23 protein-coding genes and 1 tRNA gene are annotated in these 25,527 nt (G+C 66.1%); 15 read left to right on the top strand and 9 right to left on the bottom strand.

Annotated elements, in window-relative coordinates:
• Window positions 1–11: 11 nt before the first annotated feature.
• Complete coding sequence (locus KYX69_RS08165) at window positions 12–854, bottom strand: endonuclease/exonuclease/phosphatase family protein (RefSeq protein ID WP_300495905.1); 843 nt, start codon at window positions 852–854, stop codon at window positions 12–14.
• A 66-nt stretch (window positions 855–920) separates the two neighbouring features.
• Here KYX69_RS08165 and KYX69_RS08160 point away from each other — a divergent pair, with 66 nt between their 5' ends.
• Both KYX69_RS08160 and KYX69_RS08155 read left to right on the top strand, forming a co-directional pair.
• Window positions 921–1,931 carry a LacI family DNA-binding transcriptional regulator gene (locus KYX69_RS08160; protein ID WP_300495903.1) on the top strand — a complete coding sequence of 337 codons (1,011 nt, stop codon included), beginning with the start codon at window positions 921–923 and terminating at the stop codon, window positions 1,929–1,931.
• A 167-nt stretch (window positions 1,932–2,098) separates the two neighbouring features.
• On the top strand, window positions 2,099–4,702 hold the full coding sequence (locus KYX69_RS08155; protein ID WP_300495901.1) for a TonB-dependent receptor: 2,604 nt from the start codon (window positions 2,099–2,101) through the stop codon (window positions 4,700–4,702).
• Between the two features lie 21 nt (window positions 4,703–4,723).
• Here the strand turns inward: KYX69_RS08155 and KYX69_RS08150 are convergent, their stop codons facing one another.
• Window positions 4,724–5,362, bottom strand: a complete 639-nt coding sequence (locus KYX69_RS08150; RefSeq protein WP_300495899.1) for an aspartyl/asparaginyl beta-hydroxylase domain-containing protein — start codon at window positions 5,360–5,362, stop codon at window positions 4,724–4,726.
• Between the two features lie 208 nt (window positions 5,363–5,570).
• On the opposite strand from KYX69_RS08150, the gene KYX69_RS08145 reads away from it, so the two are divergent.
• Window positions 5,571–8,480: a pitrilysin family protein gene (locus KYX69_RS08145; RefSeq protein ID WP_300495896.1), complete on the top strand. Its 2,910-nt coding sequence runs from the start codon at window positions 5,571–5,573 to the stop codon at window positions 8,478–8,480.
• 52 nt (window positions 8,481–8,532) lie between these two features.
• On the opposite strand, the gene KYX69_RS08140 is transcribed toward KYX69_RS08145, so the two are convergent.
• Together KYX69_RS08140 and KYX69_RS08135 are read right to left on the bottom strand one after the other, a co-directional pair.
• On the bottom strand, window positions 8,533–10,332 hold the full coding sequence (locus KYX69_RS08140) for a long-chain fatty acid--CoA ligase (protein ID WP_300495894.1): 1,800 nt from the start codon (window positions 10,330–10,332) through the stop codon (window positions 8,533–8,535).
• A 93-nt stretch (window positions 10,333–10,425) separates the two neighbouring features.
• Window positions 10,426–11,397 carry a quinone-dependent dihydroorotate dehydrogenase gene (locus KYX69_RS08135; protein WP_300495892.1) on the bottom strand — a complete coding sequence of 324 codons (972 nt, stop codon included), beginning with the start codon at window positions 11,395–11,397 and terminating at the stop codon, window positions 10,426–10,428.
• A 104-nt stretch (window positions 11,398–11,501) separates the two neighbouring features.
• Here KYX69_RS08135 and KYX69_RS08130 point away from each other — a divergent pair, with 104 nt between their 5' ends.
• The 9 genes from KYX69_RS08130 to KYX69_RS08090 are packed head-to-tail and all read left to right on the top strand — an operon-like array spanning window position 11,502 to window position 18,030.
• Window positions 11,502–11,921: an SUF system Fe-S cluster assembly regulator gene (locus tag KYX69_RS08130; RefSeq protein WP_300495891.1), complete on the top strand. Its 420-nt coding sequence runs from the start codon at window positions 11,502–11,504 to the stop codon at window positions 11,919–11,921.
• Complete coding sequence (sufB, locus tag KYX69_RS08125; protein WP_300495890.1) at window positions 11,921–13,384, top strand: Fe-S cluster assembly protein SufB; 1,464 nt, start codon at window positions 11,921–11,923, stop codon at window positions 13,382–13,384. Before KYX69_RS08130 ends, sufB begins: the two co-directional genes overlap by 1 nt.
• Window positions 13,381–13,869, top strand: coding sequence for a hypothetical protein (locus KYX69_RS08120; RefSeq protein ID WP_300495888.1), 489 nt, complete (start codon window positions 13,381–13,383; stop codon window positions 13,867–13,869). The genes sufB and KYX69_RS08120 overlap by 4 nt, the downstream gene beginning before the upstream one ends.
• Before the next feature lie 51 nt (window positions 13,870–13,920).
• Window positions 13,921–14,664 carry a Fe-S cluster assembly ATPase SufC gene (sufC, locus tag KYX69_RS08115; RefSeq protein WP_300495886.1) on the top strand — a complete coding sequence of 248 codons (744 nt, stop codon included), beginning with the start codon at window positions 13,921–13,923 and terminating at the stop codon, window positions 14,662–14,664.
• The gene (locus tag KYX69_RS08110; protein WP_300495885.1) at window positions 14,661–15,806 is read left to right on the top strand and encodes a SufD family Fe-S cluster assembly protein; all 1,146 of its coding nucleotides are present in this window, start codon (window positions 14,661–14,663) and stop codon (window positions 15,804–15,806) included. Before sufC ends, KYX69_RS08110 begins: the two co-directional genes overlap by 4 nt.
• On the top strand, window positions 15,803–17,056 hold the full coding sequence (locus tag KYX69_RS08105; RefSeq protein WP_300495882.1) for an aminotransferase class V-fold PLP-dependent enzyme: 1,254 nt from the start codon (window positions 15,803–15,805) through the stop codon (window positions 17,054–17,056). Before KYX69_RS08110 ends, KYX69_RS08105 begins: the two co-directional genes overlap by 4 nt.
• Window positions 17,053–17,517 (top strand): SUF system Fe-S cluster assembly protein, encoded by a 465-nt coding sequence (locus KYX69_RS08100; protein WP_300495879.1) that lies wholly within the window; start codon window positions 17,053–17,055, stop codon window positions 17,515–17,517. The genes KYX69_RS08105 and KYX69_RS08100 overlap by 4 nt, the downstream gene beginning before the upstream one ends.
• On the top strand, window positions 17,517–17,873 hold the full coding sequence (locus KYX69_RS08095; RefSeq protein WP_300495877.1) for an iron-sulfur cluster assembly accessory protein: 357 nt from the start codon (window positions 17,517–17,519) through the stop codon (window positions 17,871–17,873). The genes KYX69_RS08100 and KYX69_RS08095 overlap by 1 nt, the downstream gene beginning before the upstream one ends.
• On the top strand, window positions 17,830–18,030 hold the full coding sequence (locus tag KYX69_RS08090; RefSeq protein WP_300496050.1) for a hypothetical protein: 201 nt from the start codon (window positions 17,830–17,832) through the stop codon (window positions 18,028–18,030). Before KYX69_RS08095 ends, KYX69_RS08090 begins: the two co-directional genes overlap by 44 nt.
• Window positions 18,031–18,103: 73 nt before the next feature.
• Here KYX69_RS08090 and KYX69_RS08085 read toward each other — a convergent pair whose 3' ends face one another.
• Both KYX69_RS08085 and KYX69_RS08080 read right to left on the bottom strand, forming a co-directional pair.
• Complete coding sequence (locus tag KYX69_RS08085) at window positions 18,104–18,523, bottom strand: VOC family protein (protein WP_300495874.1); 420 nt, start codon at window positions 18,521–18,523, stop codon at window positions 18,104–18,106.
• Window positions 18,523–19,518: a D-glycerate dehydrogenase gene (locus tag KYX69_RS08080; protein ID WP_300495871.1), complete on the bottom strand. Its 996-nt coding sequence runs from the start codon at window positions 19,516–19,518 to the stop codon at window positions 18,523–18,525. The genes KYX69_RS08085 and KYX69_RS08080 overlap by 1 nt, the downstream gene beginning before the upstream one ends.
• A 98-nt stretch (window positions 19,519–19,616) precedes the next feature.
• Here KYX69_RS08080 and KYX69_RS08075 point away from each other — a divergent pair, with 98 nt between their 5' ends.
• Window positions 19,617–20,105, top strand: a complete 489-nt coding sequence (locus tag KYX69_RS08075; RefSeq protein ID WP_300495868.1) for an SH3 domain-containing protein — start codon at window positions 19,617–19,619, stop codon at window positions 20,103–20,105.
• Here KYX69_RS08075 and KYX69_RS08070 read toward each other — a convergent pair.
• Together KYX69_RS08070 and KYX69_RS08065 are read right to left on the bottom strand one after the other, a co-directional pair.
• Window positions 20,102–20,788, bottom strand: a complete 687-nt coding sequence (locus tag KYX69_RS08070; protein ID WP_300495866.1) for an RlmE family RNA methyltransferase — start codon at window positions 20,786–20,788, stop codon at window positions 20,102–20,104. The genes KYX69_RS08075 and KYX69_RS08070 overlap by 4 nt on opposite strands.
• Window positions 20,785–21,822 carry a Ppx/GppA phosphatase family protein gene (locus tag KYX69_RS08065; protein ID WP_300495863.1) on the bottom strand — a complete coding sequence of 346 codons (1,038 nt, stop codon included), beginning with the start codon at window positions 21,820–21,822 and terminating at the stop codon, window positions 20,785–20,787. The genes KYX69_RS08070 and KYX69_RS08065 overlap by 4 nt, the downstream gene beginning before the upstream one ends.
• Before the next feature lie 191 nt (window positions 21,823–22,013).
• On the opposite strand from KYX69_RS08065, the gene KYX69_RS08060 reads away from it, so the two are divergent.
• Both KYX69_RS08060 and KYX69_RS08055 read left to right on the top strand, forming a co-directional pair.
• A tRNA-Gln gene (locus KYX69_RS08060) sits at window positions 22,014–22,087 on the top strand.
• A gap of 253 nt (window positions 22,088–22,340) precedes the next feature.
• Window positions 22,341–24,293 carry an EAL domain-containing protein gene (locus KYX69_RS08055; protein WP_300495861.1) on the top strand — a complete coding sequence of 651 codons (1,953 nt, stop codon included), beginning with the start codon at window positions 22,341–22,343 and terminating at the stop codon, window positions 24,291–24,293.
• A 26-nt stretch (window positions 24,294–24,319) separates the two neighbouring features.
• Here the strand turns inward: KYX69_RS08055 and KYX69_RS08050 are convergent, their stop codons facing one another.
• Window positions 24,320–25,507, bottom strand: a complete 1,188-nt coding sequence (locus tag KYX69_RS08050) for an acetyl-CoA C-acyltransferase (RefSeq protein ID WP_300495860.1) — start codon at window positions 25,505–25,507, stop codon at window positions 24,320–24,322.
• Window positions 25,508–25,527: the final 20 nt, after the last annotated feature.

Here is a 25,527-nt window from a genome sequence, read left to right as displayed (position 1 = left end):
GGGCTTTTCTTTCAGGGCCAGCGGTAATCGGCCACCACCGGAAAGTGATCCGACGGAAACCGCCCGCCCCGCCCGAAATCGACCGTCTCGACCGCCACCGGCGTCAGGCCCCGGGCCATCACCCAGTCGATCCGCTTCCCCGGCGTTCCGGAAAAGCCATGGAACGTCCCCTCCGGCCCCGTTCGCTCCGGCGCCGCAACCCAGGCATCGGCCAGCCCGGCACTCAAGATGCGATGGGCCTCGCTCTCCGGCCCGGTATTGAAGTCCCCGGTCAGCACCACCACCTCACCAGCAGGCCGCTTGGCGACCCACTTCGCAATCGCCGCCGCACATTTGCTGCGCGCCACCTCGTCCTCGGCGCGATACGGAAAATGCGTGTTGATCAGCCAGAACCGCTTGCCCGCCACCGTCTCGAACAGGCCCCAGGTCGCCATCCGCGGATAGGGGTGCCCCCAGCTGATGCTCCCCGGCACATCGGGCGTATCCGACAGCCAGAAATGGCCCAGATCGATCACCTTCATCCGGTCGCGGCGAAAGAACACGCCCATATGCTCGTCGCCCCGACCGCCCCGCCGGTCGATCCCGAACCAACTGAATTGCGGCAGCCGCTCGACCGCGTAATCGCCCTGGACCTTCCACAATTCCTGCGTCCCGATCATGTCGGGATCGCACCGTCGGATCGTCTCGACGAACAGGTCACGCCGCGCCTCCCACCGGTTCGGCCCGTCCGAGTCGACCGGCAGGCGGACGTTAAAGCTCATCACCCGCAGTCCGATGCGCGGCTTCGCGGCCCGCGCCAATCCCGGCGCAAACCCCATCGCCGCTGCCGCGACCATCACTCCGCGCCGATCCATACGCACAACTCCACTCTTGCCTGTTGCCAACGCTGTCACCTATGCCTGACCCGTCAGGGGAGGCAAATGGCGCGACGGCCGACGATCAAGGAAGTTTCAAAGCTCGCGGGCGTGTCGTTCAAGACCGTCTCGCGCGTGCTGAATAATGAAAAGAATGTCAGCGAGGAAACCCGCCGCCGCGTCGAGCAGGTCGTCGCCGAACTCAACTTCCGCCCCAGCCTCGCCGCGCGAACCTTGGCCGGGCGCAAGTCCTTCCAGGTCGGGCTGCTCTATGACAACCCCAGCCCCTATTATGTCTACCACCTGCTCGCCGGCGCGCAGGAAGGGTGCGCCGAACATGGCTATCGCCTGCTGACCCAGCCGGTCGACAGCGCTGCGCCCGGGCTGGTCGCGGATGTCGCCGCGCTGGTGGACGAGACGCATCTCGACGGCCTCATCCTCTCCCCGCCGGTAACCGAAAACGAAGCCTTGCTCGACGAACTCGACCGGCGCGGCCTGCCCTATGTACGGATCGAGCCGGGCGTGCGCCGCGAAGTCGGGCGATCGGTCACCATCGACGACGCCAGCGCCGCGCAGGAGGCGACCGCGCATCTGCTGGCGCACGGCCATCGCGCGATAGCCTTCATCAAGGGGCCGCTCAGCCATGTTTCGACGGTCGAGCGGCTGAAGGGCTATCGCGCCGCGCTCGAAGCGCACGGCGTTGCGTTCGACGAGGCTTTGGTGGTTGCCGGCGATTACAGCATCGATTCGGGCCGCCGCGCCGCCCATCTGCTGCTGGACCGCGCGAGTCCGCCGACAGCATTGTTCGCGGGCAATGACGATATGGCGGCTGGCGCGCTGGCCGTGGCGCATGAGCGTGGAATTGCCGTTCCCGATCAATTGTCGATCGTCGGGTTCGACGATTCGGACCTCGCCGCCGCCGTCTGGCCGCCGCTCACCACCGTCCGACAGCCGGTACACGATCTCGCCCGCAGCGCCGCTGATCTGCTGCTTGACGCCAAGAGCCCGCGCGACCGCATGACGTTCGACACGCGCCTGATCGCGCGCGCCAGCACCGGACCTGCGCCCAACAGCTGAAACAAGTTGTCCGACATCTTTATTGACTCCCGAATCGGTTTGTAGGACAACCTGCGTGACACCGGTGTCTAAGCCGGGTCATTTGATGCATGGCTCAGGAGCGGGCTTCGACGGGTGAGAGCGCACCCGACCCCTGTCCTTTTCATGCGAAATGGGAGGGGACTATCATGAAGTTTCGCGCATCGATCACCTGCGGCATTGCAGCCAGCGCGCTCGCCGCAGCGCTCGTCAGCACGCCCGCGCTGGCTCAGGACGCCGCCCCGGCCGCCGAAGCCGAGGACAAGGACGAGATCGTCGTGACCGGCATCCGCGCGTCGCTGGAACGCGCGGCCGATATCAAGCGTGAGGCGGACCAGGTCCTTGACGTCATTACCGCCGAAGACGTCGGCAAGCTGCCCGACGCAAATGTTGCCGAGGCGCTGCAACGTGTGACCGGCGTCCAGATCACCCGCGTGTTCGGGGAGGGTCAGTCGGTGTCGGTCCGCGGCCTTCAGCAGGTCCGCGTCGAAGTCGACGGCCGCACGCTGCTCGGCTGGTCGGCGCGCCTGTCGCCGCCGGAGAACGACCAGCTTGGCCGGTCGTCGGGCCTCGATTCGGTGCCCTCCAGCCTGTTCGGTCGGCTCGAAGTGCGCAAATCGCCGCTTGCTAGCCAGGCCGAGGGCGGACTTGGCGGCACGGTCAACCTCGTCACGCCAAAACCGCTCGACTTCCGCAACGCCACCGTCTCGCTGCGCGCGACCGGTGTCTATTCGGAGAATAGCGAGACGTTCGAACCGGTGCTGACCGGCTTTGCGACCACCAAGTTTGCCGATGGCAAGATCGGCGTGATGGTCGCGGCGGAGTATCAGAAGCGCACCACCACCACCCAGGCGTTCGAGCGCAACAATTTCCTCAACCGCACCTACACCGGCACCGGTGGCGGCGTGGTCCCGACCCCGGTCCTGCTGCAATATGAGAATTTCGTGGTCGATCGATCGCGCATCGGCCTCAACGGCGCGGTGCAGGTCGAGGTGACGCCCGAATTCGTAGTGACCGCCGATGCGCTGTTCTCGCGCCTCACCACCGGCCGCCATCAGGATTTCTTCGCTTTCCGCCTGCCCACCGGCAGCAACCCGGTCAGCAGCCGCGTCGTCGAAAACGGCGTGGTCGTCGCCGGCAACGCCAATGGCACCGTCACCACGGCGGGTCAGATCCGCAACGAGCCGACCGAAAGCTATCTCTACGGCCTTAACGGCAAATATGAGAGCGGCGGGCTGACGATCGAGGCCGATGGCTATTACAGCAAGGGCACGATCGACCAGACGATCCAGATCATCACGCTTCAGGGTACCGCAGCTGTTCCCGGCGCGTTCGATTTCCGCAACACCACGATCCCCAGCCTGAACCTCGGCACCTGGGACCCGACCGCCTATTCGTCCTACAATCCGGCCAGCAACGGGGTGCGCAGCAACCGCCTGCTCGGCCTGCTCGAGGAATGGACCGGCAAGCTGGACCTGTCCTATGAATTCGACAGCGGCTTCACGCTGTCGGCGGGCGTGCGCTACACCGATCTCCACGCGCAATCGAACGCCTATCGCAGCCAAGTCACCCCGACCCGCGCAGAAATCGAACCCTATCTGCGTCAGGTCACCTTGGGGTCGTTCCTGCCCGACATTCCAGGCAGCTTCCCGCGCGCGTTCCTCAGCACCGCGCCGACCTTCGACTATGTCTTCACCCGCGCCCAGGCGGCGCAGCCCAACCCCAATCCCAACGACCGCTCGACGCTGCTGCCCAACTCGCAGCGCGATTACGACTTCAGCGAAAAGACGCTGGCGGCTTATGTGATGGTGGGGTTCAAGGGCGATCTGGGCAGCATCCCCTTCTCCGCCAATGCCGGTGTGCGCATCGCGCGGACCAACCTGTCGGTCGATACCTTCCTCAATGTCGGCACCACCAGCACGCTGGTGACCGACGAGAATGATTATACCAACGTCCTGCCGAGCGCGAATATCGTGTTCAACGTCACCGACAATTTCCTGGTCCGTCTGTCGGGGTCACAGACGATGCAGCGCGCATCGATCGCCGACCTTGCCCCGTCGACCTTCTTCAACGCGACCAATTTGTCGGTGACCGGCGGCAACGCCGCACTCGAACCGCCCGTCTCGACTCAGGCGGACATCAGCTTCGAATATTATACCGGCAAGAGCTCGCTGATCTCGGGCGCGTTCTTTTACAAGGACGTGAAGGACTTCATCGCCAGCTTCGTCACCACCGGCATCGACACCAATCTCGATCCCGCCGGGCGCGAACTGACCTTCTCCCGCCCCGAGAACCTCGCCAGCGCGAAGATCAAGGGATTCGAGATCGGCGTGCAGCAATTCTTCGACTTCCTCCCCGCACCGCTCGACGGGCTCGGCATCATCGCCAACTACACCTTCTCCGACTCGGAGGACAATGCCGGCTTCCCGCTGGTTGCGGTGTCGAAGCACAGCTACAACCTCGTCGGCCTGTACGAGAAGGGTCCGTTCTCGGCGCGCATCGCGTATAATTATCGCGATGAGGCGGTGTTCGAATTCTCCGAGGGGCGCCCCAGCTTCGTCGGCCCACGCTCACAGCTGGACGCGCAGATCGGCATCGATCTGGCCAAGGGGGTCGCGCTGTCGCTCCAAGCGCAGAATCTGATCCCGGAGGATTCGGCGACGAGCGAATATAGCGCCGCCGGACCGATCGCACTCAACAGCTATGCGCTGTCGGAACGGCGCTTCTCGATCGGCGTACGCGCGAAGTTCTGACGGAGCCAGACGCTCGGCGCTTCAACGATGAAGCGCCGAGCGCACCCGCAACAGCGTATCCGCAATCCACCGCCCCGGCTGGCGCAGCGGCCGCCGCACGCGGACGCGCAGCACGACGCGCGTGTCGCCGCTGTCGTTCCACGCTTCGTGGTCATAGGTGTCATCGAACACCACAGTCTCGCCCTCGGCCCAGCGGACCATGCGGTCGCCGACGCGCATCCGCGCATCGCCGTCGCGCGGGACGATCAGGCCGAGGTGGCAGGTCAGCAACCCCCGCGTTGGTCCACGCCGCACGGGCACATGCGCACCGGGCGGCAGGATTGAAAAGCCGGCACTATCCAGCCCGGGAATCGCCGCTACCGTCGCCGTCGTCGCAGGGCAGCGCGCCGCATTTGCCGCATCATGACCGCCCCTGCGCCACAGGGTGAAGCGGCCTTCAGCGCCAGCCCGATTTTCGGCGAGTGCCGCCATCCGCGCCTCGTCGCGGATCGCGCGCCACTGGTCGCGCAGTCCACCGGTCCAGCCAAAGGCGCGCACATCCAGCACCGGCGCAACCGGCACCAGCGAACAGCCCGCAAGGACGCGATCGGCAATTTCGGTCAGGCCGTCACGGCGGGGGCGCGGCATCGCGGCCGGTGGCGCGGCGACAGGCAGCGCCACCGACGCGCCCTCACTCCGAACAATCGACCGCTGAAACACGTAACGCCCCGCCCTGCTGTCCGTCGACGATCTGGCCGTCGCCGCTTCGGCCTATGCCTAAGCCGAGTCTGGGTCCAAAACATGGCCGAACCCGCGCCAAAGTGGCACGCGGCAAAGCGTGTGCACGGCGTCTGGCAAGGCGCCTCCATCCAAGCTAAGCTCGCCCGCGATGGCATTGTTCTCGCGCGTAAGGCCGCTCGCCCTTCCCCTCCTGCTGATCGCCGCAGCGCTGCCCGCGCTGGGCCAGTCCAGCGCCCCAGCGGCCCGGACCACTCCAGCGCCCGCGCCGGTCACAGTCGACAAGACGCCCTGGCTCTACAAGGGCAGCGACATTGTCCACGACCCCGAATGGCGGTTCGGCACGCTGCCCAACGGGTTGCGCTATGCGGTGCGCAAGAACGGCGTGCCCCCCGGCCAGGTCGCGGTGCGGCTGCACATCGCGGTCGGTTCGCTGATGGAACAGGATAGCGAAAAGGGCTTCGCCCACCTGCTGGAACATCTCTCCTTCCGCGGCTCGTCCAAAATTCCGGACGGCGAATCGAAGCGGGTATGGCAGCGGCTCGGCGTCACCTTCGGTTCGGACAGCAACGCCAGCACCACGCCGGTTTCGACCACCTATCAGCTCGACCTGCCCAACGCGAACGAGGCGAGCCTCGATCAGTCGATGATGATCCTCGCCGACATGATGGCGGCGCCCAATATCACCACCGAATCGCTGACGCTGGAACGTCCCGTGGTGCTGGCCGAACAGCGTGAGTCGCTGGGGCCGGCGGAGCGGTTCGAAGATTTGCGCCGCCGCCTGCTCTTCGCCGGCCAACGCTTCGCCGACCGCCCGGTGATCGGCACGGTCGAGACCCTGACCGGTGCCACCGCCGAGACCGTCCGCGCCTTTCACCAGCGCTGGTACCGCCCCGAACGCGCCACATTGGTGATCGTCGGCGACCTCGACCCCGCGCTGTTCGAGGCACAAATCGCCAAGCATTTCGCGGCGTGGAAGGGTATTGGACCCAATCCTGCCACCCCCGATTTCGGCACGCCCAGCGACGCCCACCCAAAAAGCGCAGCGTCGGTCGAACCAACCCTGCCCCCCGTCGTCATGCTGGCCACGCTGCGCCCTTGGACGGTGTTCGAGGATACGGTCAAGTTCAACCAGGAACGCTGGGTGGATCTTGTTGCCGTGCGCATCATCAACCGCCGTCTCGAACGCCGCGCGCGCGCCGGATCGAGCTATCTTCAGGCCGGTGCCGACCTGTCGGACGCGTTTCGTTCGGCCAACATCACCAGCATTCAGGTCATCCCGATCGGTGAGGATTGGGAAACCGCGCTCAAAGAAGTGCGCGCCGTCGTCGCCGACGCGCTCGCCACCGCCCCGACTCAGGCCGAAATCGATCGCGAGGTGAATGAAATCGCCTCGAAAATGCGCAACGAGATCGAAACGGCGCGCGTGACCGCCGGATCGATCCGCGCCGACACGCTGATCGCCGCGGTCGACATCAACGAGGTGACGACCAGCGAAGAGGCCAGCCTCGGAATCTTTCAGGGCGCGATCGATCAGAAGATGTTCACGCCAGACCGCGTCCTCGCCTCGACCCAGCGGGTGCTGCAGGGGGTCGCGACGCGCGCGATCATCAACACCCGAACCGCCGATCCGAATATCCAGGCCAAGCTGGCGGCCGCACTGCAGGCCGATGTCACGGGTCTTGCCGGAACACGCGCCGCACTGGGCGATGTCAGCTTCGCATCCCTGCCACCGCTCGGCACCCCCGGCACGGTCGCGTCGCGATCGATCGCGGTCGCGGATCCGAAGATCGAACAGGTCCGCTATTCGAACGGCGTCACCGCGCTGTTCTACCAGAATCCGGGCGAAGTCGGGCGCGCCTATGTCTCGGTCCGATTCGGTCGGGGCATGCAGGCGCTGCCGTCCAACCGCCAGACCCCGGCCTGGGCCGCCAACCTTGCCTTGCTGGAAAGCGGGATCGGCAAATTGGGGCAGGAGGAAATCGACCAGATCACCGGTGACCGGCGCATCTCGATGCAGTTCGGCGTGGGTGATGACGCCTTCGTGATCGCCGGCCAGACCTCCCCCGCCGACCTCGCCGACCAGCTCCGCCTGATTGCGACCAAGCTGGAGGTGCCGGGCTGGGATCCCAAGCCGATCGCACGGGCGCGCGCGCTTGCGATTGCCGGCAATGCGGCGCGCCGGGCATCGCCCGATGCGGTGATCGCCGACAGTCTCGAAACATTGCTCCACGCCGGCGATCCGCGCTGGCGCACGCCGGAGCTCGCCGACATCCAGAAGCTGAACGCCAAGGATTTCCGCGCCTTTTGGGAACCTTTGCTCGCCAGCGGGCCGATCGAGGTGCAGGTGTTCGGCGATATCGATGTCGAAAAGGCGATTGAGGCGGTGCGCAACACCTTCGGCGCGATGAAGCCGCGTCGGGCGTCGCGCATCGTGTCGGCTGCGGTGCGCTTTCCGGCGCATGTCGCCAGCCCGGTCGTGCTGCGCCATACCGGCGAACCCGATCAGGCGGCCGCCGTGATCGCGTGGCAGGCCGGCGGCGGCGCAGCGAACATTGCCGAGGGGCGCAAGCTCGAAGTGCTGGCGGCGGTGATGCGCGACCGCATCCTCGACCGAATTCGTTCAGCCGAAGGCGTCAGCTACTCGCCCACCGTGATCAGCCAGTGGCCCGTCGGCCAGCCCGGCGGCGGGCGCGTAATCGCGCTCACCTTGCTGCCGCCTGACAAGACCGACCTGTTCCTGCGGGTCGCGCGCGAGATCGCCGCCGACCTGATCGCCAAACCGATCGAGCTGGACGAACTACGCCGCGCATTGGTGCCGACGCTGGAAATGGTCTCACGCCGGTCGAGCGGCAATCCGTTCTGGATGCAGCAGACCGAAGGCGGGACGCTCGATCCGCGTCGGCTTGCTGCAGTCGACACGCTGGGGCCAGACTATGGCCGCACCGGTCCGACCGAGCTTCAGGCGCTCGCGGCCAAATATCTGGCGCCCGGTAAAGACTGGTCGATGGTGGTGCTGCCCGAGGCAAAGGCGGCGGCACCGGCGGCGGGCGGGCGCTGAATTAATCCCATCGTCGCCCCGGTTCCGGGTCAGGCCCGGGGCGACATAGGCATTACCCCTTGTACAATCCGTCCAGCCGCTCGCCATATACCCCTTTCAGGATGTGGCGGCGGATCTTCAGGCTCGGCGTCAGCTGCTGGTTCTCGATCGTGAACGGTTCGTCTGCCAGGATGAAGCGGCGCACGCGTTCGATTACGGACAGATCCTTGTTCACCCGGTCGACCGCCGCGCTGATCGCCGCGCGATACTCCGGATTTTCGCGCAGCGCCTTGAGGTCGCATTTGGTCGCGGTCTTCGCGCACCATTCCTGGGTCCATTCGGGGTCGGGCACCAGCACGGCCGTCATGTACGGCTTGCGGTCGCCCGCGATCATCGCCTGCATGATCTCGGGCTGCAGCGTCAGCATCCCCTCAACCTTTTGCGGCGCGACATTGTCACCCTTGTCGTTGACGATGATGTCCTTCTTGCGGTCGGTGATCTTGATCCGGCCCTTCTCGTCGATCAGCCCGATGTCGCCGGTATGCAGCCATCCGTCCTTGAGCACGCGGGCGGTCTCCGCCTCGTTGCGCCAGTATCCGTGCATCACCAGTTCGCCGCGCACCAGAATCTCGCCATCGTCGGCGATCTTGACCTCGACCCCCTCCAGCGGCGGTCCGACCGTATCGTGCTTCAGCCCCGCCTTGGGCCGGTTGCAGCTGATCACCGGCGCCGCCTCGGTCTGGCCATAGCCTTGCAGGAAGGTGATGCCGAGGCTCTCGAAGAACACCCCGACTTCCGGGTTAAGCGGCGCGCCACCCGACACCATCGCCTTGATCCGCCCACCGAACTTCTTCGACAATTTGGGCTTGAGCGTGCGGTCGAGGAACAGGCTCATCGGCAGGTCGAGCAGCGTGTTCTTGCCCGCCGCCTTCTTGCCGCCAATGCTGACCGCGCGGTCGAGCAGATAATTGGCGAACTTGCCCTGTTTCTCGACCTGCTTGGAAATCCGCGTGCGCAGCACTTCGAACAGACGCGGCACCACGACCATCAGCGTCGGACGCACCTCCTCGATATTCGAGGCGAGCTTGTCCAACCCTTCGGAATAATAGATTTGCGCGCCCAGCCCGATCGGAAAATGCTGCCCGCCGGTATGTTCATAGGCGTGGCTGAGCGGCAGGAACGACAGGAACACCTCGTCCTCCCATCCGAAATCCTCGCTGATGACGGTGCAGCAACCCTCGACATTGGTGAGGATCGCGCCGTGATGCTGCATCACCCCGCGCGGCGACCCACCGGTGCCGCTGGTGTAGATGATGCACGCCAGGTCCGCGCGCTTCATCCGCGCCGCCGCCTGCTCCGCCTCGGCGACATCGACCGGGTTGGCCGCGATCAGCGCGTTCCAATCGTGAAAGTCGATCGCGCCCGGCTGGCTCAGCTTCATCTCCTCGATGCCGATCACGACATGGCCAACGCTGCCGGCGGTGCGCAGAATCGCGGGGAGCAACGTCTTGGCGAGCTTACCGTCGGACACGATCGTCATCGTCGCGCCCGAATTGTCGATGATATGCTGGTGATCGCGCTCGGTGTTGGTGGTGTAGGTCGGCACGGTCACCCCGCCCGCCGCCATGATGGCGAGGTCGCTCAGACACCATTCGGGCCGGTTCTCGCTGACCAGCATCACGCGGTCGCCGGGCTTTAGGCCAAGCTTCTTCAGCGCGGCGGCAAGACTCGCGACCTTGCGGGCGGACTCCGCCCAGCTGGTGGACTGCCATTTGCCGCCCGATTTCGCCCACAGAAAGGGCGCGTCGCCCTTTTCGCGGGCGCGGGTGAAGAACATCGAAACCAGATTGTCGAATTTTTCGAGCTTGCGCATCCTGTTCCCAACTCCTGCGGCGCGAGTTCGTGCCCGCGCTCGATTTGAGCCGGGAACCCTAACGACACCGCTGGCAATCGCAATGCCGCTACGTCACAGCCGGTGCAGAATGCGCCGCACCAGCCCCGGCCCCTCAAACACCAAAGCCGAGTAGATCTGCACCATCGCCGCCCCGGCATCGAGCCGCGCCAGCGCCTCTTCCGGCGAATCGATCCCGCCCACCGCGATCACCGGCATTGCGCCGTCGGCAATCGCCAGCGCCTCCGCCAGCTTCTCCCGCGCGAGCGCCGCCAGGGGCTTGCCGGACAGTCCGCCCGCCTCCTGCGCCAGCGGCGAGCGCAGCGTATCGGGCCGCGAAATCGTCGTATTGCCGACGATCAGCGCATCCACCGACGCATTGGCCGCGGCGGCCACCACGCCCTCCATCCCTGCACGGTCGAGATCGGGCGCAACCTTCAGGAACAGCGGAACCCGCCGCCCGTCCACCAGCCGCGCCGCACTCGCCGCATTCAACAACTCATCCAGCGCCGGTCGCGACTGGAGGTCGCGCAGCCCCGGCGTGTTGGGGGAGCTGACATTGATCGTCACATAATCGGCATGCGGCGCGACCTTCGCCACGCCCAGCGCATAGTCCGCGACGCGATCGTCGCTATCCTTGTTCGCGCCGACATTGATGCCGAGCACGCCCGGACGCTTCGCCCTAGCGACCCGCTCCAGCGCCGCGTCGATCCCGCCATTGTTGAACCCCATCCGGTTCACCACCGCCCGATCCTCGACCAGCCGGAACAGCCGCGGCTTCGGATTCCCCGCCTGCGGACGCGGCGTCAGCGACCCGATCTCGACGCTGCCAAAGCCCAGCCCCATCAGCCCGTCGATCGCCTCGCCATCTTTGTCGAGCCCCGCAGCGAGGCCTACGGGATTGGGAAATTCCACCCCGCCGATCGTAACCGGTCGCACGCGCGGGATCGCACCGCCGGGCGCCAGCCCCGCCGCCCGGATCGCGATTCCGTGCGCGCGTTCGGCGTCGAGGGTAAAGATCAGCGGCCTCAGCAGGTCGTACAGCATGCCCTCCCCTTAAAACCATGGGTTGACGAAGGCGACCCCCAAGCCCATCTGCCCAATCGGAACGAATCATTCCGATTTGAGAATTGTTCGCAACGAAGGACCTCATGCGGCTTTCCGCTCAAACCGATTATGCAGTGGTCATGCTCTCCGCCGCCGCGCGCCATTGCGGCGTCAGCGGGCGGCTGAACGCGACGCTGCTGGCGGATGAAACCGGGCTTCCGCTGCCCACCGTCCAGAAGCTTGTCAGCCATCTTTCCCGCGCCGGCCTCATCGAAAGCACCCGCGGCACCGGCGGCGGTTTCCGCCTCGCGCGCCCGCCCGCAGCAATCAGCCTCGCCGATATCGTCGAGGCGATCGAAGGGCCGATCGCGCTCACCACCTGTGTCGACAGCGGCAAGCATGACTGCGCGATTCAAAGCGGTTGCCGCGTCAAGCCGCACTGGAACAGCGTCAACGCCTCGGTCCGCAGTGCGCTCGCCGACGTCACCCTCGCCTCCCTCTCCTCCCAGCCGGTACCCGCATAATGGCCACCAAGAACGCAGAGGCGATCGCCGCCGCCAACAAGAAGTACGAGTGGGGCTTCTCCTCGCCAATCGAACAGGACTTCGCGCCCAAGGGGCTGAGCGAGGACACCGTCCGCTTCATCTCGGCCAAGAAGAACGAGCCCGAATGGATGCTCGATTGGCGACTCAAGGCCTATCGCCACTGGCTGACCATGCCTACGCCCGACTGGGCGAAGCTCGACATCGACCCGATCGATTATCAGGATGCCTATTATTACGCCGAGCCCAAGGCGAAGCCCAAGCTCGGTTCGCTCGACGAGGTCGATCCCGAAATCCTGCGCGTCTATGAAAAGCTCGGCATCCCGATCGAGGAGCAGAAGGTGCTCGCCGGGGTCGAGGGCGCGCGCAAGGTCGCGGTCGACGCGGTGTTCGATAGCGTCAGCGTCGCCACCACCTTCCGCAAGGAGCTCGAAGCCGCCGGCGTCATCTTCCGCAGCATCTCCGAAGCGATCCGCGAATATCCCGAGCTGGTGAAGAAGTGGCTGGGGAAGGTCGTGCCGATGCACGACAATTACTTCGCCGCATTGAACTGCGCGGTCTTCAGCGACGGCACCTTCGTCTACATTCCTGAGGGCGTGCGCTGCCCAATGGAGCTGTCGACCTATTTCCGCATCAACGCGGAAAATACCGGCCAGTTTGAGCGCACGCTGATCGTCGCCGACAAGGGCGCCTATGTCAGCTATCTCGAAGGCTGCACCGCCCCGATGCGCGACGAAAACCAGCTCCACGCCGCCGTGGTCGAACTGGTCGCGCTCGACGATGCCGAGATCAAATATTCGACCGTCCAGAACTGGTATCCCGGCGACGAGAACGGCAAGGGCGGCATCTATAATTTCGTGACCAAGCGCGCGCTGTGTCAGGGCCGCAATTCCAAGGTCAGCTGGACCCAGGTCGAAACCGGCAGCGCGATCACCTGGAAATACCCCAGCTGCGTGCTCAACGGCGAAAACAGCGTCGGCGAATTCTACTCGGTCGCGGTCACTAACAACCGCCAACAGGCCGATACCGGCACCAAGATGATCCACAATGGCAAGGGATCGCGCTCGACGATCATCTCCAAGGGGATCAGCGCGGGCCGCAGCAACAACACCTATCGCGGCCTGGTCCGCGTCGCGCCGGGCGCGGAGGGCGTGCGCAACTTCACCCAGTGCGACAGCCTGCTGCTCGGCTCCGAATGCGGCGCACACACCGTGCCGTACATCGAAGTCAGGAATCCTTCAGCCCAGATCGAGCACGAAGCCACCACGAGCAAGATCAGCGAGGACCAGATGTTCTACGCCATGCAACGTGGGTTGGATCAGGAAGCGGCGGTCGCCCTGATCGTCAACGGTTTCGCGAAAGAGGTGCTGCAGCAGCTCCCGATGGAGTTTGCGGTCGAGGCACAGAAGCTGCTGGGGATTTCGCTGGAAGGCAGCGTGGGATGATCGCCGCGCTCGCCCTTCTGGTGGCGGCACCGCAGGACGCGGTCGCCGCGCCCGAGCCCGAATATGAGGAAGTGGTCATCACCGCCAAGGTCGGCCGCGTCGCGCTCGTGTTCGACCGCGCGCCCGATGGCCGCCTGATCAACTGCCGCGTGTTCAAATCGTCCGGCACAAAGCGGATCGACGATGCCGCCTGCACCGCGCTGCCCGATTGCGTCACCTCGACCAAGGGCCAGGAATATTGCGGCGGGACCGGCGCGGGCCTGACCGCGACCGCACCGAAAATACTGACCGCGGAGCCCAAGCTCGGCCTCGGGGTCTCGCTCAAGCCCGAAGCACCGAAAGTGCCCGCCGTCGGCCCGGTGGTCGGCGGAACCAAGGACGAAGACCCCAACCGCCTCGGCAAACTCCCGCCCCCGCCCAAGGACGAAAGCGGTACCCCCGCGATCACGCTGGGCACGATGAAGCAGCAGGAAGAGCCGCGGTGAGCCCAACCCACCGTCATGCTGACGATTTTCAGATTTCGCACGCAGGATAACATGCTCCAGATCAATAACCTCCACGCCGAAATCGACGGCAAGCCGATCCTCAAGGGCCTGACCCTCAGCCTCAACGCGGGTGAGGTGCATGCGATCATGGGTCCGAACGGCGCGGGCAAATCGACGCTCGGCTATGTCCTTGGCGGCCGCCCCGGTTACGAGGTGACCGAGGGCAGCGTGACCTTCAACGGCACCGACCTGCTCGAACTCGAACCGCATGAGCGCGCCGCCGCCGGGCTGTTCCTCGGCTTTCAGTATCCGGTCGAAATCCCCGGCGTATCGAACGTCCAGTTCCTGCGCGAAAGCCTCAACAGCCAGCGCCGCGCGCGCGACGAGGCCCCGCTGTCGGGTGGCGAATTCCTGAAGCTCGCCCGCGCCCAGGCCGCCGCGCTGGAGATGGACGCGGAGATGCTCAAGCGTCCGGTCAATGTCGGCTTTTCGGGCGGTGAGAAGAAGCGCAACGAGATGGTGCAGATGGGCATCCTGAACCCAAGCCTCGCGATCCTCGACGAAACCGATTCCGGCCTCGACATCGACGCGCTGCGCATCGTCGGCGAAGGCATCAACCGCATCATGCGCGCGCCCGACAAGGCGGTACTGCTGATCACGCACTATCAGCGCCTGCTCGATTATGTGAAGCCGGACTTCGTCCACATCCTCGCCGATGGCCGCATCGTGAAGACCGGCGGCCCCGACCTCGCGCTCGAACTGGAGCGTGAGGGCTATGCGCAGGTGGCGGCTTGACCCAGGGACTCGTTCTCGACGCCCCGGTTGCGGAGGATTGGCGCTGGTTCGACGCCGCGCCGCTCGATGCGCTGGCAGCAACGCCGCGCGGTGGTGCGCCGGATGTCGCGCATCTGTGGATCGATCTGCCGGGCCCGCGCTTGCTGTTCGTCGATGGCGCATTTGTCGCCGATGCCAGCACGCCCGGCCCGGTCGAGATTTCCGCTGCGCCGATCCGCACCCCCGCCAATCCCTATTCGGAGGCCGCCTGTGCCAAGGCTCAGGCGGGCTATGTCCTTGTCCTCAAGCCTGAAGCGGCGCTCGACGGCCCGATCCAGGTGATCCACGCCACCACCGGCGGCGTCGCGCATCTGTCGAACAAGATCGTGATGCAGGCCGACGCCGTCGCGTCGCTGGTCGAGACCCATATCGGCCCCGGCTGGAGCAACGCCAATCTGTGGGTCGAGCTCGGCGAGGGCGCGCGCCTGATGCGCGCGGTCCGCGTGCTCAAGGATGACGGCGCACATACCGACTATGCCGATGCGACCGTGGGCAAGGCGGCCAGCTTCGTGAGCACCGCGCTCGTCACCGGATGCCGCACCGCGCGGGTTGAGGCGCGGCTGACGCTGACCGGCGAAGGCGCATTCGGCGAAGCGGGCGGTGCGCTGCTCACCCGTGGCGGCGAGAAGGCCGATTCCGCCACCGTCGCCGATCACGCCGCGCCCGAAGGGACCAGCCGTCAGATCTTGCGCGCGGTTGCCGCCGACACTTCGACCGCCAGCATCGCTTCACGCGCCGCGGTGCGGCGCGATGCGCAGAAGACCGATGGCGAGCAATCGCTGCGCGGCCTGTTGCTCAAGCGCACCGCGACGGTCAATCTGAAGCCCGAGCTGGAGATCTTCGCCGACGACGTGAAGTGCGCGCATGGCGCGACGGTGGGCGAGCTCGACGCAAAGGCGCTGTTCTACATGCAGTCGCGCGGTATTCCGGAGGCGCAGGCCAAGGCGCTGCTGACCCGTGCCTTCGTCGCCGACGCGCTCGACCGGATCGGCGACGAAGCGGTGCGCGCGGCGTTCGCTGCGGATGCGGATGCATGGCTGGAGGCGGCGCTTCAGTCCCCCTCCCGCTTGCGGGAGGGGTTAGGGGAGGGCATGTCCGCATGACCACCCACCCGATCGAACAGGCCCTCACCCGACCCCTCCCGCAAGCGGGAGGGGAGACGCTTCCCCTCGACCTGCTCGCAGATTTCCCGGCGATTCCGGCGGGCTGGGCCTATCTCGACACCGCCGCGACCTCGCAAAAGCCGCTCCCGGTGATCGATGCCATCACGCGCGGCTATGCGCGGGACTACGCCACTGTCCATCGCGGGGTGTACCAGCGCTCGGCCGACATGACGTTGGCTTATGAAGCCGCGCGCCGCCGCGTCGCGACCTTCATCGGCGGGCGCGAGGATGAGGTGGTCTTCGTGCGCGGCGCGACCGAGGGAATCAATCTCGTCGCGCAGAGCTGGGCGATCCCGAACCTGAAGCCCGGCGACCGCATCCTGCTCAGCCAGCTTGAACATCACAGCAATATCGTGCCGTGGCAGCTGGCGGCGGACCGCACCGGCGCGGTGATCGACGTGGTGCCGCTGACGCACGACCATCGCATCGACCTCGACGCGATGGCAGCGATGTTGACCGACCGACACAAGCTGGTCGCGCTCGCCCATGTCTCCAACGTCCTCGGCTCGATCCTCGACGTGAAGCGCGCCACCGACCTCGCACATAGCGTCGGCGCGAAGATCCTGATCGACGGCTGTCAGGCGGTCCCGCGCCTGGCCGTGAATGTCGCCGAACTTGGCTGCGACTTCTATGTCTTTTCGGGCCACAAGCTCTACGGCCCGACCGGCATCGGTGTGCTGTGGGGCCGCCACGACCTGCTCGACGCAATGCCCCCCTGGCAGGGTGGCGGGTCGATGATCGACCGGGTGACGTTCGAGCGGACGACCTACGCCCCCGCGCCGGGCCGGTTCGAGGCGGGGACGCCGCACATCATCGGCGTCACCGGCCTCCACGCCGCAATCGACTATGTCGACGCCATCGGTCTCGACCGCATCCATGCGCATGAAGGCGCGCTGGTCCGCCAGGCGCGCGATGCCTTGTCCGGGCTCAACAGCGTCCGGCTGCTCGGCCCCGACGACAGCGCCGGAATCGTCAGTTTCGTCGTGGAGGGGGTGCATCCGCACGACGTCGCCACCATCTTGGACGAAGGCAATGTCGCGATCCGCGCCGGGCACCACTGCGCCCAGCCGCTGATGGACAGCCTCGGGCTGCCAGCCACCGCACGCGCCAGTTTCGGCGTCTATAATAGCGCGAGCGACATCGCCGCGCTGGTCAAGGGAATCGAACGAGTGACGAGGATCTTCGGATGAACGAAGAACGCAGGATCGAAGTCGAAGAAGTGGACGCGGTCGCTCCGCCGCCGCGCGCCCGTGTGGAAGATGCGCGCGAGACATTCGAACGCAAGCGCGACTATCTCGAAGGCTTTCTGTCGCAAAAGCCCGCCGACCTGCCCGCCGGGCAGCCCGGCGGCGCGACCTATGACGCGATCATCGACGCCCTGAAGGACATTTTCGATCCCGAGATTCCGGTGAACATCTACGACCTCGGCCTGATCTATAACGTCGAGGTGACCGATGCCGGCCACGCGGTGGTGACGATGACCCTCACCACGCCGCACTGCCCGGTCGCCGAATCGATGCCCGGCGAAGTCGAACTGCGCGTCGGCGCGGTGCCCGGGGTCGGCCATGCCGAGGTGAACCTCGTCTGGGATCCGCCCTGGGACCCCGCGAAGATGAGCGACGAAGCACGGCTCGAACTGGGGATGCTGTGATGAGCGAAGTCAAATCCCGCGCCCGCCCCGCCGCGATCCTGCTGACCCCCGCGTCCGAAGCGCGCATCGCCGAGTTGATGGCGAAGGCGCCGGAGGGGGCGATCGGCGTCAAGCTCTCCACCCCGCGTCGCGGCTGCTCGGGCCTTGCCTATTCGGTCGATTACGTCACCGCCGCCAACCCGATGGACGAGCGGATCGAGACCCCGGGCGGCACGTTGTTCGTCGATGGCGGGTCGGTGCTCTACCTGATCGGATCGACGATGGACTGGGTCGAGGACGATTTCACCGCCGGCTTCGTTTTCAACAATCCGAATGCCAAGGGCGCCTGCGGCTGCGGCGAGAGCTTCACTGTCTGACGCCCCCGAAAAGTCGAACGCCGCCCGCAACGCCGCGATCGCAGCGACGGTGCTGCTCGCACCGGGTGGGTTTATCCTCGGCAGCATCCTGATCGCCCGTGCGCTCAAGAAGCGGCGCGCGGCGAAAGCGGATCAGGACTCACCCCGTTTGCCCTGAGCTTGTCGAAGGGCGATATTCGACAGCGGTGGCTTGCGGCCCTTCGACAAGCTCAGGGCAAACGGATGGCGGATTAGACCGCGAACAGCTGCCCGATATCCTTGAACGCCTTGAATTCCAGCGCATTTCCGGCGGGGTCGAAGAAGAACATCGTCGCCTGCTCGCCAGGCAAACCAGCAAAGCGGATATGCGGTTCGATCACGAACTCGGTCCCAGCAGCCTTCACCCGATCGGCCAGCGCGTGCCATTCGTCCCAGTCGAGCACGAGCCCGAAATGCGGCACCGGCACCGCGTCGCCATCGACCGCGTTGCGCAGCCGCACGCCCGCGCCCTCACCCTTGTGCAACACCAACTGATGCCCGCGCAGGTCGAAATCGATCCAGTGATCGGGATCCTCGCGCCCCTGCGGACAGCCGAGCAGGTCGCCGTAAAACGCACGCCCCGCCTCCAGATCGTCGACCGGGATCGCCAGATGAAAACGCGGCATCGTCATCAGATCCATCCTTCCAGCACTTGATCGGGCGGACGATGGCCGTCGGCCCAGAAGCGGATATTGGCGATCACCTTTTCGCCGGTCGCCTGCCGCCCCTCAAACGTCGCGGAGCCCATATGCGGGGTCATCACGACATTGGGCAGCGCGAGCAGGCGCGGATCGATCTGCGGCTCGAACCGCCACACGTCCAGCCCGGCCCCGGCGAGCCGTCCGCCCTCCAGCGCGTCCACCAGCGCCGCTTCATCGACGATCCCGCCACGCGAGGCGTTGATGAGGTAGACGTGCGGCCCGAGCAGCCCGATCCGCCGCGCATCGATCAGATCGCGGCTCGTATCGTTGAGCGGGGTATGGATGGTCAAAATGTCGATCTGACCCAGCATCGTATCGAGATCGGGATGGAACGTCGCGCCGAGCTCAGCCTCGACCGCTTCAGGCAGGCGATGGCGGTTATGGTAATGGATCGACAGGCCGAACGCCCGCGCCCGCCGCGCCACCGCCTGGCCGATCCGGCCCATGCCGACAATGCCCAGCGTCTTGCCGCCGATGCGATGGCCCAGCATCCCGCCGGGCGACCAGCCCTTCCACTGCCCTGACCGGACCAGCTTCTCGCCCTCCGCCAGCCGGCGCGGCACGGCGAGGATCAGCGCCATGGTCATGTCGGCGGTGTCCTCGGTCAGCACGCCGGGGGTGTTGGTCACAACGATGCCCCGCGCGCGCGCCGCGCGCAGGTCGATATGGTTCACTCCGGCGCCGAAATTGGCGATCAGCTTCAACCGCTCACCCGCCGCCGCGATCAGCTCCGCGTCGATCGTGTCGGTGACGCTGGGGACCAGCACGTCGCACTCCTGCACCGCCGCGACCAGTGCGGCGCGGTCGATCCCCTCCTCGACCGGGTTCAGCACCGTGTCGAACAGCTCCACCATCCGCTGCTCGACCGCGTCGGGGAGCTTGCGGGTGACGATCACGCGGGGCCGGGATACGCGCGGCTGTGCCATGCCGGTTCGCTTGGCCTCGCCGCGTGCGCCAGTCAACGGTTGATGCGGACACCCCACCGCCCCTAAGGTGATCACGACACGTGTTCGCGGGGGAAATAATGCAATTGCGGGTGGTTCTTGCCGCGCTGGTGACGATCGCGCTGGGCATCTGCGCCATCGGCGACGCTTGGGCGCAGCAGCGCAAGCCGCCCTATTTTGCGTCGATCGCCGCGAGCAAGGCGCGCATGCGCACCGGGCCGGGCCGCAACTACCCCTCCAGCTGGCTCTATGTCCGCGCCGACCTGCCGATCAAGGTGATCGAGGTCTATAACGACTGGCGCAAGGTCGAGGACCCGGATGGCACGCAGGGGTGGATGCTGGTGTCGCTGCTCTCGAGCCAGCGCACCGCGATCGTCGTCGGATCGGTGCTGGAAATGCGCGACGAACCGCGCTTCGGCGCGCGGGTCAACTGGCGCGCGGCTCCCGGCGTCGTTGGCAAGATCAGCAAATGCCGCCGCGGGTGGTGCTGGCTCGATGTGCGCGGACGCGGCGGCTATGTCGAACAGAACCGCATCTGGGGCACCGAACCGGGCGAGGAAGTGCCCTAGACGTCTTCCGCCGGGCTTTCCGCCCGCCCCTTGAACCCCTGCGCCACCACGAACCATTCGACCGATCCCTTGCGGCTCGACGGCGGCTTGGCGTGTTTGACGCTGGCGAAGTTGCGCTTCATTTCCGCGACCAGCGCGCTATCGGCACCGCCCGCAAACACCTTTGACACGAAGACGCCGCCCGGCGCTAGATTCTGGATCGCGAAGTCGAGCGCGGTTTCGACCAGCCCCATCGTCCGCAGCGCATCGGTCTGGGCATGGCCGACGGTATTCGCCGCCATGTCCGACAGCACCAGATCGGGCGCGCCGCCGAGCGCTTCGACCAGCCGGTCCGGCGCCGCATCGTCGGTGAAATCCATCTGAAAGATTGTGACCCCCTCGATCGGATCGACGGGCAACAGGTCGATGCCGACGACCGCAGCCTTGGGCAGCTTGCGGCGGATCACTTGGGCCCACCCACCCGGCGCGATGCCGAGATCGACGACGCGCTTGGCCCCTTTCAGCATGTCGAACTTCTCGTCGAGCTCGATCAGCTTGTACGCGGCGCGGCTGCGATAGCCCTCCGCCTTGGCGCGCTTGACATAGGGGTCGTTGAGCTGGCGTTCCAGCCAGCGGATCGACTGGCTGGTGCGCCCGCGCCCCGTGCGCACACGGGTGTGGCCGCGCGTACCGCCCCGGCTCACAATGTGCGTCCGTCGATCAGGCGGCGCAGGATGCCTTCGCGAATGCCGCGATCGGCGATGCCGAGCCGTTCGGCGGGCCAGATGTCCATGATTGTCTCCAATATCGCGCAGCCCGCGACTACCAGATCGGCGCGCTCCGCACCGATACACGGGATTGCCGACCGACCCGCAAGGTCAAGTTCGGCGATGCGCCGGCTCACCGCACGCATCGAGGTGGCCGGCACGATCAGGCCATCCACCGCGTTGCGATCATAGGATGGCAGGCCAAGATGCACGCTGGCCAGCGTGGTCACCGTGCCACTGGTGCCGAGCAGCCGGGGCGTCCCGCGCACCGTCGGCAGCCGGGCGACAAAGGGGGCGAACGCCTCCTCCACCGCTGCGCGCATGCGGGCGTAGGACGCGGCACGCGTCTCCGCGTCATGGTCGCCCGTAATCCCGCGTGCCTCGGTCAGCGAAACCACACCCCATGGGGCGCTGTGCCAGTCGAGGATGCGTGGATGCACCCCGGCGGAATCGACCAGCACCAGTTCGGTCGATCCCCCGCCAATGTCGAACACCAACGCCGGACCATCGCCCGGCTCCAGCAGCGCGTGGCAGCCGAGCACCGCCAACCGCGCCTCTTCTTCCGCGGTGATGATGTCGAGCACGATTCCCGTTTCGCGATAGACGCGCTGGATGAACTCCGGCCCGTTCGCCGCCTGACGGCACGCCTCGGTCGCGACCGAGCGCGACAGTGCTACATTGCGGCGACGCAGCTTGTCAGCGCAGATGCGCAGCGCCGCGATCGTCCGCTCGATCGCCGCGTCGGACAGCCGCCCGCTCGATGCCAGCCCCTCGCCCAGCCGCACGATCCGCGAAAACGCGTCAACGACGGTGAAGCCGCCGCCGGTCGGGCGGGCGATCAGCAAACGACAATTATTGGTGCCAAGATCCAGCGCGGCATAATGGCGCGCCTCGGGCCAGCGCGCACGCCCCGCATTCGGGACAATTTCAGGGGCCGGGCGGGCCGGTTTCTTCGCCGGCGGGCGCGGCATCCTGGCGGAGCCATCCCCCATGCAACTACTCACTTATGTTCTTCCGTCACGGCCGAACCGGGCCGCCGGTGCTTGGTAGCCAAGCTAGCGCAAGGACTTGGGGCAAGCAAGCGGCGGGCCGAGCGCATCCGCATCGTTACCCTATTGACCCGGACGCCAACCCCGCATAGATGCGCGCGCTCCAAGCGCGATGCCCTGTCGTCTAATGGTAAGACCACGGACTCTGACTCCGTTAATTGTGGTTCGAATCCACACGGGGCATCCAATTTTCCGATAGCGCCAGTCCCGATCGCGGGCATCCTGTCAGCATGGCTGCAACGGGCTACGCGGCCGCTCCATGTGTCGCGCAAGGCGACGTCACGCCAAATTCACGGCCCGCACCACCCGCTTTCATTGGCTTTCCGCTAGAATGAGAAGTTCCAGCCATCTGTGATCGGCTGGGCGTTCCATCCGGTCGCGTCGCGGCCCAGTTTGATGAGTGAGGCAAAGCGGGCCACCGGATGAGTTTGTTGCGCATCATGAACGGATTGTGGGCGATCGGGAGTTCCGCCGAGCTCGTTACGGCCCAATATCGCGCGCTGCGCAGCCAGGTTCCGCTGATGTATGCGCTGATGATCGTCGATGCCGCATTTCTTGCAGCCGCGACCTTCCACGACGTTCCGCTCGCGCTCAGCATCGGCGCGCCGATGATCCTGACCGGGATGGCGAGCATTCGGGCGCTGATGTGGATGCGGCGACCGGATACCACTCCAGAGACTGCCAGCATCCGCCGGTATCTACGCGGGACCGTTGTGGTCGCAGCGATCCTCAGCGCTGCGTTCGGCGGCTGGGGTTTCGTGCTCATGAACTTCGCGACCCCCGCCCAAGTCTTTTCGATCGCACTCTACATCTTCGTCGGCGCGATCGGATGCTGCTACTGCCTCCAGGCGCTGCCGGCGGCTGCGCGCCTCGTCCTCCTGCTCGGCGCTGCGCCGGTCACGGCCCGCCTCCTGCTGTCGCACGACTGGTATCTGTTCGGGATCGGGGTGAACTTCATTCTGGTCGCGGCGCTGATCGCCAAGATGCTGTCGAGCTATCACGACGGCTATATCGACATGCTCAGTTCGCGCTCTGAAATGCTGGCCGAGCAGGCACGCGCGCAGTCGGCAGAGCGTCGGGCACAGCAGCTGGCCTATCAGGACGTGCTGACCGAGCTTCCCAACCGCCGCGCGCTCAGCGAGAATCTCGCTGGCTTGCGCTTCCTCGCCCCGGAACGTGCCGTTGCGCTGCTGGTGCTCGATCTCGACCATTTCAAGGCGGTGAATGACGTCCATGGCCACCATGCCGGCGACGAATTGCTGCAACGCGTGGCGGAGTGCCTGACCGAGATCGTCGACGGGACCGGCACTGCCTATCGGCTTGGCGGGGACGAGTTCGCGATCACGCTGGACCTTGATCGCGCGCAGTCCGATCTGGTCGAGGTCACGGCACAGCGCATCGTCAGCAGGCTTGCCACGCCCTTCTGGATCGATGGCCTCGTCCATCATATCGGGGGCAGCATCGGCATATCGCTCTATCCGAGCGACGCGACCGACAGTGAAACGCTGATGCGTCGCGCCGACATTGCCCTGTATCAGGCCAAGGCGTCCGGCCGATCGCAATATCGCATGTTCGAACGCGCCATGGATGCGCAGATCGTCCGCCGTTCGGTGCTTGAGCAGGAATTTCGCCGCGATCTCACTCAGGGTGCCTTCCGCCCCTATTACCAGCCGATCGTCCATCTGGAGTCCGGCGACGTTACCGGGTTCGAAATGCTCGCGCGGTGGGAGCGGGACGATGGCAGCGATGTCGGGCCGTGCGAGTTCATCCCCATCGCCGAGGAATGCGGTCTGGTCGGCGAGCTGATGCTCAACCTGCTCGAACAGGCTTGTGTCGACGCGACGGCGTGGGGGCCGGGCCTGACCCTGTCGATCAACGTGTCGCCGACCCAGCTCAAAGACAGGTGGCTCAGCGAAAAAATCCTGCGGGTGCTGACCCAGGCCGGACTACCGGCGCGACGGTTGAAGCTGGAAATTACCGAGAATGCCCTGATCGCCGAGCCCGCGCACGCCAAGTCGGTTGTCGAGAGTCTCAAGAACCAGGGCGTGCTGCTCGCGCTGGACGATTTCGGCACCGGCTATTCGTCGATCCAGCACCTGCGCATCCTGCCGTTCGATAATGTGAAGATCGACCGGTCGTTCATCACCGGGATCGAGCAGGATCCCGAAGCGCATCGCATGGCGGTGTCGATCATCCACCTCGCCTTCAACCTCGGCCTGTCGGTGGTGGCTGAGGGCGTCGAGAGTGCCGGCGTCCTTTCCATTCTCAAGGAAATCGGATGTGCCGAGGGCCAGGGCTATTTCTTCGGCCGCGCGGTCAGCCAAGCGGGGGCGCTGGCCCTGCTCGACCGCTCGCGCGGGCTTGCCGAGGAACAGGAACGCCGCGCCGTTTGACGACCCACGCGCCGTCGCGAAAGCGATCAGTCGATCAGTTCCAGCGCCACCGCCGTGGCCTCGCCCCCGCCGATGCACAACGATGCCATCCCGCGCTTCTGCCCGTTATTCTGGAGCGCGGCGATCAGCGTCGCCATGATCCGCGCGCCGCTCGCTCCGATGGGGTGGCCCATCGCGCACGCGCCGCCATTGATGTTGAGGATGTCGTGCGGGATCGAAAGGTCGCGCATCGCGATCATCGCGACCACCGCGAACGCCTCATTCACCTCGAACAGCTCGACATCGCCGACGCCCCAGCCCGCCTTGGCCAACGCCTTCTGCATCGCGAAGACCGGGGCGGTGGTGAAGCGCGCGGGCGCATGAGCGTGCCCCGCATGCGCCACCAGCCGCGCGACCGGGGTGAGGCCCAGCCGCTCCGCCACCGACGCGCGGGTCATCACCAAAGCCGCCGCGCCGTCGGAGATCGACGAGGCATTGGCCGCGGTCACCGTGCCATCCTTGGCGAAGGCGGGCTTGAGCGTCGGGATCTTGGCGGGGTCGCCCTTGGCGGGCTGTTCGTCGATCGCGACGGTGACCACGCCCTTGCGCGTCTTCACCTCGACCGGCACGATCTCGCGGTCAAACCCGCCAGAGCGCTGCGCCTTTTGTGCGCGGGTCAGGCTGGCGATGGCATAATCGTCCTGCGCCTCACGCGTGAACTGATATTCGGTCGCGATCTCTTCGGCATAGGTGCCCATCGCACGGCCGGGTTCATACGCGTCCTCGAGGCCATCGAGGAACATATGGTCGTACAGCCGGTCATGCCCGATGCGCGCGCCGTTGCGGTGCTTGAGCGACAGATAGGGCGCGTTGGTCATGCTCTCCAGCCCGCCCGCGATGATCAGGTCGGCCGATCCCGCCGCCAGTGCGTCCGACGCCATGATCGCGGCCTGCATCCCCGATCCGCACATCTTGTTGACCGTCGTCGCCTCGATATGCTGCGGCAGGCCGGCGCGGATCGCGGCCTGCCGCGCGGGGGCCTGGCCGAGGCCCGCGGGCAGCACGCAGCCCATATAGATGCGCTCTATCGCCTCACCCTTCAGCCCGGCACGCTCGACAGCGGCGCCGACTGCCGTCGCGCCCAGCTCGGTTGCGGTCACATCGGCCAGCGCGCCCTGCATGCTGCCCATAGGGGTGCGGGCATAAGAGACGATGACGACGGGATCGGTGGACATGTTGGCCTCTCCGGGAGTTT

This window comes from Sphingomonas sp., from assembly GCF_030145815.1.
GTDB lineage: Bacteria > Pseudomonadota > Alphaproteobacteria > Sphingomonadales > Sphingomonadaceae > Sphingomonas.
This window is presented reverse-complemented; position numbering and strand designations above follow the sequence as displayed.